The organism is Lentzea sp. NPDC036949, assembly GCF_055608075.1.
In genome coordinates, this window is record NZ_JBVJRA010000007.1 from 229,706 (window position 1) to 241,329 (window position 11,624).

Annotated in this window: 10 protein-coding genes; 3 read left to right on the top strand and 7 right to left on the bottom strand. The window is 72.5% G+C overall.

Going from position 1 to position 11,624, the window contains the following annotated elements:
* Positions 1-163: 163 nt before the first annotated feature.
* Positions 164-2,785 (top strand): helix-turn-helix transcriptional regulator, encoded by a 2,622-nt coding sequence (locus ACZ7CD_RS21440; RefSeq protein WP_470370949.1) that lies wholly within the window; start codon positions 164-166, stop codon positions 2,783-2,785.
* Here the strand turns inward: ACZ7CD_RS21440 and ACZ7CD_RS21445 are convergent.
* From ACZ7CD_RS21445 to ACZ7CD_RS21455, 3 genes are all read right to left on the bottom strand, one after another.
* A complete protein-coding gene (locus tag ACZ7CD_RS21445; RefSeq protein ID WP_470379557.1) occupies positions 2,739-3,206 on the bottom strand; it encodes a LapA family protein in 468 nt (155 codons plus the stop codon). The two genes, ACZ7CD_RS21440 and ACZ7CD_RS21445, sit on opposite strands and share 47 nt — an antisense overlap.
* A gap of 51 nt (positions 3,207-3,257) precedes the next feature.
* A complete protein-coding gene (locus ACZ7CD_RS21450; protein WP_360392077.1) occupies positions 3,258-3,608 on the bottom strand; it encodes a DUF742 domain-containing protein in 351 nt (116 codons plus the stop codon).
* A 216-nt stretch (positions 3,609-3,824) separates the two neighbouring features.
* Positions 3,825-4,748, bottom strand: coding sequence for an anti-sigma factor RsbA family regulatory protein (locus ACZ7CD_RS21455; RefSeq protein WP_360392074.1), 924 nt, complete (start codon positions 4,746-4,748; stop codon positions 3,825-3,827).
* A gap of 101 nt (positions 4,749-4,849) precedes the next feature.
* On the opposite strand from ACZ7CD_RS21455, the gene ACZ7CD_RS21460 reads away from it, so the two are divergent.
* Positions 4,850-5,671, top strand: coding sequence for a MerR family transcriptional regulator (locus ACZ7CD_RS21460; protein ID WP_360392071.1), 822 nt, complete (start codon positions 4,850-4,852; stop codon positions 5,669-5,671).
* On the opposite strand, the gene ACZ7CD_RS21465 is transcribed toward ACZ7CD_RS21460, so the two are convergent.
* The 4 genes from ACZ7CD_RS21465 to ACZ7CD_RS21480 are packed head-to-tail and all read right to left on the bottom strand — an operon-like array spanning position 5,637 to position 11,160.
* Positions 5,637-6,734 carry an MFS transporter gene (locus tag ACZ7CD_RS21465; protein WP_458431044.1) on the bottom strand — a complete coding sequence of 366 codons (1,098 nt, stop codon included), beginning with the start codon at positions 6,732-6,734 and terminating at the stop codon, positions 5,637-5,639. The two genes, ACZ7CD_RS21460 and ACZ7CD_RS21465, sit on opposite strands and share 35 nt — an antisense overlap.
* 4 nt (positions 6,735-6,738) lie before the next feature.
* Positions 6,739-8,499, bottom strand: coding sequence for an AfsR/SARP family transcriptional regulator (locus ACZ7CD_RS21470; protein ID WP_458431045.1), 1,761 nt, complete (start codon positions 8,497-8,499; stop codon positions 6,739-6,741).
* The gene (locus tag ACZ7CD_RS21475; protein ID WP_470379558.1) at positions 8,471-9,853 is read right to left on the bottom strand and encodes an AMP-binding protein; all 1,383 of its coding nucleotides are present in this window, start codon (positions 9,851-9,853) and stop codon (positions 8,471-8,473) included. Before ACZ7CD_RS21475 ends, ACZ7CD_RS21470 begins: the two co-directional genes overlap by 29 nt.
* On the bottom strand, positions 9,850-11,160 hold the full coding sequence (locus tag ACZ7CD_RS21480) for an MFS transporter (protein WP_360392060.1): 1,311 nt from the start codon (positions 11,158-11,160) through the stop codon (positions 9,850-9,852). Before ACZ7CD_RS21480 ends, ACZ7CD_RS21475 begins: the two co-directional genes overlap by 4 nt.
* Positions 11,161-11,399: 239 nt before the next feature.
* Here ACZ7CD_RS21480 and ACZ7CD_RS21485 point away from each other — a divergent pair, with 239 nt between their 5' ends.
* Positions 11,400-11,621: a phosphopantetheine-binding protein gene (locus ACZ7CD_RS21485; protein ID WP_360392057.1), complete on the top strand. Its 222-nt coding sequence runs from the start codon at positions 11,400-11,402 to the stop codon at positions 11,619-11,621.
* Positions 11,622-11,624 lie beyond the last annotated feature (3 nt).

Sequence of the window (11,624 nt, forward strand, 5' to 3'; positions counted from 1 at the left end):
ACGTATGATCCGCCAGGCAGCTACTCGAATGGGTAGCGGCGGCCGGAAGAGTGCGTGACCGCTCATCCCCGCAGGCCGGTTCGGAACCATCAGGGCTGGTCGCGGCCGGGGTCGCTGTGGTAGGGCAGCGTTTCTCCGCAGCCGCGGGGTGAAAGGAAATCGGGTGTCGGGGAATCGGGACGGGCTGTTCCGCGGCCGCGAAGGAGAACGGGCGCTGCTCGACGGCGTGCTGGCCGAGGGCACCGGTGTGGTCCTCGTCGACGGCGCGGCGGGCACCGGCAAGACCCGGCTGCTGACCGAGACCGCCCGCACCGCCGAACGCCGCGGCTTCACCGTCGTGACCGCGCGCGACGAGCTGGACCAGCCGTTCCTGCTGGCCCGCCTGGCCGAACGCGAACCCGGCGGTCCTACGCTGGTCGTGCTCGACGACCTGCACCTCGCCGAGCCCGGCACCCTCGCCGCACTGCGCGCGCTGCTGCCGAACTCCGTGCAGCAGCAGGTGGTCTGGCTGCTCGCCCGGCGCTGCGGTGAGGGCGCCGACCGCCTGTTCGCCGCCCTCGCCCGCACCGCCGCGCACGTCGAGCTGCGGCCGTTGCCCGACGACGTCGCCGCCCAGTTCGTCGCCGATCTCGCCGGCGGCGTTCCCGACCACGACCTGTGCGCGCTCGCCGCCACCGCCCAGGGCAACCCCGCCGCCCTGATCCGCCTCGTCACCGCACTGCGCGACGACGACCAGCTCGTGGTCACAGGGGAACGGGCCGCGCTGCGCACCGACGGGTCGCCGCGCCGCACGGAAGCGTTGCTGCGCGAGCGCATCACGGCCCTGAGCGGCGGAGCGCGGCACCTGCTGCAGGTCGCGTCGGTGTTCGGGCCGCGGTTCGAACCCGGTGACGTCGCCGAGCTGCTCGCCTCCAGCACCGCGGTCCTGGTGCCCGCGCTGGACGAGGTGATCGGCGCCGGCCTCGTCACCGCGGCCGAGGACCGGCTCGCGTTCCGCCACGAGCTGGTCTGGCGGCTCGTCGCGGACTCCGTGCCCGCACCCGTCCGGCGCGCGCTGCACCGCGAGGCGGGGGAGATGCTGCTGGGGCGCGGGGACGCCGCGGCCACGGCCGCCCGGCACCTGCTGCACGGCGCCCGGCGCGGTGACGTGCGGTCGATCGACGGTCTGGTCACGGCGGCGAAAGCCGTGCTGTGGCAGGCACCCGACGCCTCGGCCGAGCTCGCCGTGCGGGCACTGGAGCTCACCGACCAGACCTCGCCGTCGCTGCCGAACCGCACGGTGACCGCCGTGCGGGCCCTGGTCGCCGCGGGCCGGCTGACGGCGGCCCGCGCGCTCGCCGAGGACTCGGTCGCGGGCCAGGTGCCCTCGCCCAGTGCGGCGAAGCTGCGGCACTGCGTGGCGGTCACGACGTTGCTCGGCGCGCGGTGCGCCGAGTCCGCGGAGCTCGCCGACGTGCTGCTCACCGAGACCGACCTGCCCGCGGAGCTCGTGCCCTGGGTGGAGATCACCCGGCTGATGGCGTTGCTCGGGCACGACCGGCACCGTGCCCAGGAGGCGGCGGACGCGGTCGTGCGCTCCCGCCGGGGTGCGCCGGACGACGTGCTCGCCACGGCCCTCGCCGTGCTCGCGGCGCTCGCGCGTGACAGCGGACGTCCCGGCACCGCACTGGAACTGGCCCGTGCGGGCGCGCGGGCGGTGTCCTCCCACGACCTGTGCGCCTACCCGCAGCTGCTGCTCGCGACCCTGCACGCCGGGCTGCGCGAGTTCGGCGAGGCCGAAGGCCTGCTCCGCCGGGTCCGCGGCGGGCCGTCCTCCGTCGTCACCGGGGAGCTGCTGACCGCCGTCGTGCACGCGCGCGTCCTGTTGCAGGCAGGGCGGATCGAGGAGGCCGCCGCCGAGGCCCGCACCGCGCTCGCCGCCGCCGAGGACACCGGGCACACCGTCCTGCTGGCGCCCGCGCTGGTGGTGCTCGCGCTGGTCGCCCTGCACACCGGCGACCTGCCCGCGGCGGTCGAGCACGTCGAGCGGTACCGCGGCACCGGCCAGGTCGACGGGATCGTCTTCTCCCACGGCTACTACCAGTGGGCCGACGTGCTCGTCACCTACGTGCACCGCGGCCTCGAACCGGCGCTGGGGCTGCTGCACGGCCGGTACCCGGACCTGGTCGAGTCCGGGCTCTTCGCCGAGGAACCCCGCGCCGCCGGGTGGTTCGTGCGCAGGGCCGCCGAGGCGGGCGACGACGGGCTCGCCAAGGCCGTGGTCGACCGGGTGGAACGGCTCGCGGAGGAGAACCCCGGCTTCCGCGCGGTGGCCGCGACCGCCCTGCACGTCCGAGGCCTGTTCGACGGCGACACCGCGCTGCTGCGGCTTGCCTCCGAACAGCACCGCGACCCGTGGGCGCGCGCCAACGCGGCCGAGGACCTCGGCGCGGTGCTGGCCGCGACACCCGACCGCGCCGCGTCGGTGAAGGCGCTGGAGACCGCGCTCGGCCTCTACCGCGAGATCGGCGCGTCCCGCGACGGCGCCAGGGTGCTGGAACGGCTGCGCAAACTCGGCCGGCGCCGCCGTGCGGCACCGGTGCGGCCCTCGTCCGGATGGTCCAGCTTGGACGACACCGAACGGGCGATCGCGAACCTGGTGGCGAAGGGCAGGACGAACCGGCAGATCTCGACGCAGCTGTTCATGTCACCGCACACGGTGAACTTCCACCTGCGCAAGATCTTCCGGAAGCTGGGGATCAGCTCTCGCGTCGAGCTGGTGCTGAGGTCCCGGGACGAGGACTAGGGACGACCTGGGCGCGCTTGGCCTGGCGGCGCAGCTGCATGATCCGGGCCGCGCCCACGACCGCGACGAGCAGCCCGCCGCCGATCGCGGCGAACAGCAGCGCGACGCCCAGCGGCAGCGTGCTCTGGCCCCCCAGGAAGTAGATGGTCGTGTTGCCGCCGTTCTGCAGGATGAACACCAGCAGGAAGATCAGCACGACGAGCGCGACCAGCACGGCCACCCAGGTGCCGCTGATCCTGGTCGGCCGCGGCTTCCTCTTCTGGGCGACGGTCCCGGTCGTGTCCCCCGGCGTGGTCGCGGGCGGGGTCGTGATCGGGGTCGTGATCGGGGTCGTCGGCGCGGCAGACGGCGCAGTCGACGCGGAGGTCGGCTGCGGGGTCGGCTGCAGGGTCGGGTCGGTCTCGCCGCTGGGGGTCGCCACAGCACCATTATCGGCGCCCCGGCACGATTCCGCGCGCCGGCCGGAGGTGGGTCAGAGGCGCCGCAGACCCGACAGAACCCGTTCGAGCAGCGCCATGTTCGGCTTGTCGCCGGGTTCGTGCACGGCGACGAGGTCCAGCGTGATCAGGTCGCTCAGCAGCACCCGCGTGACACCGAGCGGGATCTTCATGAGCGCGGAGATCTCCGCGACCGACCGCGGTTGCAGGCACAGTCTCATCATCTGGGACTGTTCGGCGCTGGCCCGGTACAGGCGTTCCTCGTCGGTCGAGAGCAGCGTCTCCAACCGGAGGTCGTGGCGGGCCGCGGTGCGGCCACCGGTGCGGGCGTACGGGCGGACCAGCGCGCTGTCCCGCGCCGACACCTGCTGTTCTTCTTCCTGCATCAGCCACTCCGGAGGCGGTTCCGGCGGTCGCCGGCGCGTCGGGTGCTGACGGGGTAGCTGCTGCGTCTCCAGACCGCTCGCGTCATCTCTTCCATCGGCGCGCAGGCGTGCGCGAGTCGCCGGAGACCCGAAACGTGCCCCGGTGTAACCGATTTCCGTCGCTTCCTCGTCGTGCACGTGCCCAAGCTATAACGAGATCGGCCAAATGTATGTCGATCACGTTGCCTTTTTGTGCCCCAGGTCGAATCTGACCTGGATTGCGGTGCCCGACGACGTCGTTTGGGTGCGCACGAGGTCGGCCAAACGGTTCACCAGCAACAGACCGCGACCGCCTGGATCGTTTGCGTGAACGGGTGTGCGTCCGGCCAGAACATCGGTGATGTGACCGTTGTCGTTGACTTGGCAAACAATGCTCTCGCTTTCGGTCCAGACCCGGACGGTGCTCTCGCCGCCGCCGTGCCGGACGCTGTTGGTCGCGAGCTCCGTGACCGCGAGTGCGAAGTCGTGGACGCGGTCGGGCGCGAGACCGAGCTTCGTGGCCTGCTCGCGCGCGAACGCCCGCACCGCCGCCATCGCCCCGGCGCCGACGCTCGTGCCGGCGGCGTCCTCCGGGATGGGCAGCGGCATCGTGTGCGCTGCGACGACGACCCGCGCGGGGTGGAAGTGGTCACTGGGGCGGTGACCGCCGGCGTCGATCACGACCGGGTGGGTCTTCTCGGCGTCGGCGAGGACGTCGTGGCTGAGCCCGGTGGTGTCGTACGGGCACAGGATGCTCAGGTCGCGGTCGCTGAACGCGTAGTTGACCAGCGCCTCGTGCAGCGCGCACGCCGGGTACTCGACGTCGCTGCGGCCCTCCCACACCGGTTCGGCGATGATCCGCAGCGGCCCGCGGTGCCGGTCGGCGAACGCGCGGAGCTCCGGGATGATCCGGCCGGGGTTGCGCCCGGCGTCCGCCATGTCGAGGAAGGTGACGAGGTGCGCGAACCCGCTGAGCGCCTCCCTGAGCAGCGCGAGGTGGCGGTCCGGCACGGCGACGACCACCGGTTCGGCGTTCGCGAGCCCCTCCACGACGAACGGGACGATGCCGTCGATGTAGGACTCCTCGTCGGAGTAGAACAACGCCGGATGTGCGAACGTCATGTGCCACCTCTCGTCAACACCCCGGGGTGCGCACCCGGCGCGCTGTTCAAACCATCATTTCTTGACCCTGACACCGTGTCAGCCCCTACACAGGAGCAGTCGTGTTCACCATCGGAGACTTCGCCCGGCTGGGGAGGGTGTCGGTGCGGATGCTGCGCCATTACGACGCGGTGGGGCTGCTCCCGCCGGCTCATGTCGACCCCGGCTCCGGCTACCGCTTCTACACCGTCGCCCAGCTGCACCGCCTCAACCGCCTGGTCGCGCTGAAGGACCTCGGCCTGACCCTGGAACAGGTCCGCGTCGTGCTCGACGACCAGCTGTCCGTCGAGCAGCTGCACGGGATGCTGTCCCTGCGGCGGGCCGAGCTGCGCCAGCGGATCGTCGCGGACGAGTCGCGGCTGCGGCGGGTCGAGGCACGTCTCCGCGCCATCGAGAGAGAGGGCGCCATGCCCACCGACGACGTCGTCGTGAAACCCGTCCCGTCCGCGCGAGTGGCCAGGCTGAGCGCCACCGCCGCCTCCTACGGGCCCGAGGACATCGGCCCGGTCATCCAGCCGCTGTACCCGGAGCTGCTGTCACGGGTGGAACGCGCCGGGGTGCGGATCACCGGCTACGGGATCGCGACCTACGAGCCTGCCGAGGGGGACTCCGTGCTGGTGCGGGCCGGTGTCACCGTGTCGGTCGAGCCGTCGGACGCCTACGACTTCGAGGTCGTGGACCTGCCGGCGCTGCCGCAGGCGGCGACCGTCGTGCACCGCGGGCCGATGGACGACGTCGACGTCACCTACCAGACCGTGGCGACGTGGATCGAGGCCAACGGCTATCGGCAGCTCGGGTTCGCCCGCGAGGTGTACCTCGACTACGGCGCGGGCGACCCGGCGGGCTGGGTCACCGAGCTGCAGCTGGAGATCTCCAAGCCGTGACGGTGATCACGGCGGCCAGCGCGAGCAGGCCCACCGGCAGCGAGGCGACCGCGGCGAGCCCGCCCACCAGGAGCGGGCCGCCCGCGTCGCCGAGCTCGCGGCCCACCTCGGCGCTGCCCATCGTCTGGCCGAGGCGTTCCTCCGGAGTGGACCTGGCCAGCGCCGCGAACGCCAGCGGTGTCACGACGCCCGTGCCCGCGCCGATCAGGACGGCGGCCGTGAACGCTCCCGGCAAGCCCGGAACCAGTGCGGCCGCGACGAAACCGAGTGCGACGGCCAGCAACGCGGGGCGCGGGCTCGTGATGCGGCCCGCGTCGTACGCCCGGCCGGCGCGGGGCTGCACGACGGCCGCCGTGAGCGCCAGCACCGAGACCGCGGCACCGGTGACGACCGGGCCGTGGGCCGCCGCGGCGACCGGGAGGAAGCCGACGCCGGTGGCCAGCGCGGCGGTGGCGGCGGCGAGTGCCGCGGTGGGGCGCAGGAAGTCGCGGCGGGACAGGCGCCGCACCAGGTCGAGCACGGTCTGCCCGGTGCGCGGCAACGGTTCCAGCCGCGGGACGGTGAGCGACCACAGCGCGACGGCCACCGCCAGCCCGGCCATCGTCAGGAACAGCACGTCGAAGCCGCCGAAGTGGATCAGCACGCCGCCGAGCAGCGGGCCGGCGGTGTAGCCGATGCCCTTCCACGCGCCGTAGCGGCCGAACGCCCGGCCGCGCGCGGTGTCCGGAGTCAGCCTGGCCACCAGCGCACTGGCGGCGGGGGAGAACGCGGCGGCGGCCACGCCCTGGCCGAAGCGGGCCACGGCGATGCTGTCGACGAGCACGAACGACGCGGAGGCGAGGGCGAACGCCAGCAGGCCGCCGAGCAGGACCGGGCGCGGGCCGACGCGGTCGGCCAGCGAGCCGAAGACGGGTTTCAGCACCACCTCGGCGCCGTCGTAGAGCGCGAGCAGCAGACCCAGGGTGAGCAGGTCCGGCTCCAGGAAACCCAGTCCGGACGCGACGCCGTGGGCGCCGAACGCCGTCACGAAACCGGCCGCGCACAACGGCCACACGCTCTTCACGTGCCTAAGTCTGCTGGCCGCCGAGGAGGTGCGCCACGGCCCGGTGCAGCCGGTCGGAGCGGTCGTGCAGGCCGAGTGACCGCAACGTCGCCAGCTCGCCGCGGTACCAGGCCCGCCGGTCCGCGGTGGACCGCCGCTGGTCGACCAGTGCCACGTAGTGCTCGACGACCCGGGAGATCGCCGCCGACGCGTCTCCCTCCTGCCGTTCCCGGGCGAACAGCCGGACCAGGTCCGGCACCCGGTAGCGGTCGATCGTCACGCTCTCCAGGAGCCCGGCGTCGATCAGCCGCTCGGCGATGAGCGACGCCTCGGTCTCCGACCGCCCGATCAGCGCGCCGATCGTGTCGGCCGCGACCACCGGCAGGTCCAGCGCGCCCAGCAGCCGCAGCGCCGAGCGCTCAGCCGTGGCCAGGCCGTCCCACGCGCCCGCCAGCCGGTCGCGCACGCTGGTGTCCTGCCACGACAGCAGGTCCAGCCGCCGCCGGGGGTCGGCGAGCCGCGCGGCGAAGTCGGCCAGCGACCAGTCCGGCCGGGTCGCGAGGCGGTCACCGGCCAGCCGCAGCGCGAGCGGCAGCCGTTCGCACAGCCGGGCGATCTCGGCGGCGGGTCCCTCGCGGTCGCCGACGTGCGCCCGCAGCAGCTCCGCCGACGCCGCGCCGGACAACCGTCCCAAGTGGACATGTGCACGGCCGGGCACGCCACGCACCGGTCCCCGCGACGTCACCAGCACCCCCACGCCGGCCGGGACCACGCCCACGTCCGGCACGTCGTCGAGCACCGCCAGCACGCCCGGCGGCAGCGAGTGCAGCGCCTCCGCGGCCGAGAAGTGCAGCACCCCCACAGGGAAGTGGGCGGCGACGGAGAACGCGGCGTGCGCGGCCAGCGCCGTCTTGCCCACGCCGACCGGGCCGTGCACCGCGCACACCTGTCCCGCGGCCAGCAACCCGGCCACCGCGGCGATCTCGCGCGACCGCCCGATGAGCAGCCCGCGCGGCGGCGGGGTGCGCGGCCGGGCCCGCACGGGTGCGGGGCCCAGCAGCGACGGGTCCTCCTGGAGGATGCGCTGTTGCAGGTCCCGCAACGGTTTTGACGGTTCGATTCCCAGCTCGTTCACGAGCAGCCGGCGCAGGTCGCGGTAGGTGCCGAGCGCGTCGGCCTGGTGCCCGCACTTGTAGAGCACGAGCATCAGGTGGGCGTGCAGCCGTTCCCGCAGCGGGAACTGCGACACGAGCAGCTTCAGCTCGGGCAGCAGCGCCTCGTGCCGGTCGAGCTTGATCTCGGCGCCGATCCGCGCCTCGACGACCGACAGCTGCGACTCCTCCAGCCGGGCCCGCTCGGCCAGCACCGACGGCGTCAGCGGCACGTCCGCGTACGGCACGTCGCGGAACACCGCCAGCGCGCGGGTGAACGCCGACACCGCCTCCTCCAGGTCGGAGGCCGCACGTCCCTGTGCCACCAGGGTTTCGTAGTAGTGCACGTCCATCGCGCCGGACGGCACGGCCAGCTGGTAGCCGGGTGCGCGGGTCAGCAGCACGCCGTCGTCGCGCAGCGCGTGCCGCAGCCGCCACACGTACCCGGCCAGCAGCCCGGAGGCGGACGCGGGCGGGCCGTCCGGCCACAGGTCGGAGATCAGCCGCTCGGCCGGCACCACCTGGTTGGCGTTGAGCAGCAACGACGCGAGCAGTGCGCGTTGCTTCGCCGACCCGATGGCGCGCCACGACGAGCCGTCGAAGACCTCAACCGCGCCGAGGATCCGGAACCGCACCCGTCACCTCCCCGAGGTCGGCGGCGAGCCTGCGGCGGTCGATCTTCCCGTTGCCGTTCAACGGGAAGCCGGAGACCGGGGAGAAGGTGCGCGGCACCATGTAGGCGGGCAGCTCGGTGGCGACCAGGGTCTCCAGCTCGGCGGGGGAGGCGGTGCCGGTGTAGACGGCGTGCAGCTCGCCGACTGCCAGCACCACCACGTCCTGCACCAGCGGGTGGCGCCGCAGCACCGACTCGACCTCCCCGAGCTCGACCCGGTAGCCGTGCACCTTCACCTGGTCGTCGAGCCGGCCGTGGTGCACCAGCACGCCGTTCTCCCACCGCACCCGGTCGCCGGTGCGGTAGCGGCCGCCGAGGAACCGGCCGACGTTCTGCTCGGGGTCGAGGTAGCCGGAGAAGCACTGCGAACCACCGACGCAGAGCTCCTCGTCCTCGGTGACCTCGTAGGACAGGTGCGGGTAGACCTCGCCGATCGGCACGGTCCCGTTGGAGGTCACCGGCCACACCTCGGGCAGCCGGTAGCCGGTGCAGGTGACGGTCAGCTCGGTCGGGCCGTAGAGGTTCTCGATCGTCGAGGCGGGTGCCGCGGTGGCCCACGCCCGTGCCGCGTCGAGCGTCAGCTGCTCGCCCGCGAAGAGGCTCCAGCGCAGCGACGGCATGGCGTTCGGCCGGAGCTGGCGCAGCCGCCGGGCCAGCGAGATCACCGACGGCACCGAGAACCAGTGCGTGATCTCGTTGTCGTTCACGAACCGCACCGGCGCCATCTTGTCGTCCGGCCGCGCGACGACGACGGACGCGCCCGCCGACCACGCGACGAACATGTCGAAGACGGACGGGTCGAAGGTCAGCTCGAAGGTCTGCGACAGCCGCGAGTCCGGCGTGACGCCGTACCGGGCCACGTTGAAGTCCAGGTACTCCAGCACGTTCCGGTGCCGGATCGGCACGCCCTTGGGAGAGCCCGTCGAGCCGGACGTGAACAACGTGTAGGCCACGTCGTCCGCGTCGCCGTAGTACGGCTCCTCCCAGGGCTTCCCGGTGCCCACCTCCGACACGACGTGGGTCACCGAGGCGGCGGAGCAGATGGCCGCCACCCGTGCGGCGGGCCAGTCCGGGCTGATCGGCACGACACCGGCACCGAGCCGCAGTGCCGCGAGGTAGCCGACGTAGGCGTCGACGGTCCGGGTGGCCGTGACCCCGACCGCCGCGGGCACACCGCCCGCGTCCCGCACGACCTGCGCCGCCGTGCGCAGCACCAGGTCGTGCAGGCCGGCGTAGGTCCACGACGAACCGGCGACCAGCGCCACCGCGTCGGGGTGGTGCTGGGCCGTCGTGGCGAAGCGCTGCCAGAGGGTCACGCCTTCGCCTCCTCCGGCTTGTCCTTCTTGTCCACGCCGTCCGCCTCGTCCTCGTCCTCGTCCGGCTGGTCCACCGCGGCCACGGCCTCCGGCGTGACGACCAGGAAGAACGGGACGACGATCGCGAGGCACAGCGCGGCGAAGATGCCGAACGCCCAGCGGTAGCCGGCGAACTGCGCGATCACACCGGACAGGAACGCCGCGATCGGCGAGGCACCCCAGGCGATCATGCGCGCGGCGGCGCTGTAGCGGCCCATCATCTCGGCGGGCACGAACGTCTGCGTGATCACGCGCGAGTTCGCCGTCCACATGACACCACCGGCACCCGCGACGAACGCCGCCGCGCCGATCACGTACGCGCTGCCCGGCTCGGCCGGGAGGAACGCGGGCGCGGCCACGAGCGCGAACGAGCCGATGATGTCGACGAACATCGACCAGCGCCGGCCCAGCAGCTTGTTGATCCACCCGACCAGCAGCGACCCGACCACACCACCGGCGCCGAGCCAGGTGAGCAGCAGACCGTACTGCTCGGCGGACAACCCGAGCGGCCCGCCGACCGCGTACACCGGGATCAGCGCGAGCCAGGCACCCCAGCAGGCCGCCATCACGGTGATCATCATCGACATCGTGCGCAGCAACCTGTTGCCGAACAGGAAACCCAGGCCGTCCTTGATCTCCGCGTTCACCGACTTGCGCTCGGTCGTCGGCTCCACCTTGAACTTGCCGACCAGCGAGATCAGCAGCAGGGCGCCGAGGGCGTAGACGATCCCGGAGACGCCGAACGCCACCGCGAAGCCCGCCGCCGTCAGGAAACCGCCGATCGGCGTGCCCAGGAAGCCGTTCGCGAGGTACTCCAGGCCGGTGATCCGCTCACTGACCTTCTGCCAGCGCTTCTTGGGGATGGCGTTGGGCAGGATCGCCGCGCCGGACACGCCCGCGAGCACGTCGGCGAGACCGAGCACCAGCGCGACCAGGTAGATCAACGGCAGGTTGACCATCTGGAAGAAGTACGCGAGCAGGATCGCCGCGACCGACAGCGTGCGGGCGATCTCCGCGGCCATCATGAGCGTGCGGCGGTCCATGCGGTCGACGAAGACGCCGATGTGCAACGAGGTCAGCAGCCACGGCAACGTCATCAGCGAGGCCACCGCGGTCACCACGATCGGCGAGGTCGTGATGCCGACGGTGAGCAGCGGCAGGGCGACCCTCGTCACCGCGTCGGCGATGTTCGTGGTGCCGGTGAAGGCCACCAGCAACCATTCGTTGCGGCGCGCCGTGGCAGGACGCAGCTCGTCGGGTGAATTCACGGCAGTTCCCCGTCCGTAGGGCCATTTGGTTTGCGAATGGGCAGCTCGGAAAACGTGATGCCGGGGCTTGTGAACCGGTGTTTTCGCAGGTGGTGACCGGTCCAGCGAGCGCGCACGAGCTACCTCTCCATTCCAGGGTGACTCACTATTACCCGACGTCGAAGGCCTGTCCAGCCCGTACAGCGACATTCCATCCGGCGAACATCGAGAAAACATCGGCGACGCTGAAGCTTGCGCTCATGTCCGACCTGGATTCGGTGATTGCCCGGTACGCGTCGACCGACTTCGACGACTCGACCCCGCTGCTGGAGGCGGGCCTCGAGTCGCTCGCGCTGCTGCGGCTCGCGGTCGAGGTCGCGACGGACGACGACGCGGAGATCGACGCCGCACGGCTCGTCGACCTCCGCACGGTGGGGGACCTGAAGGGCTGGTTGCGCGACTTGGAGGGAGCGGCGCAGTGACAA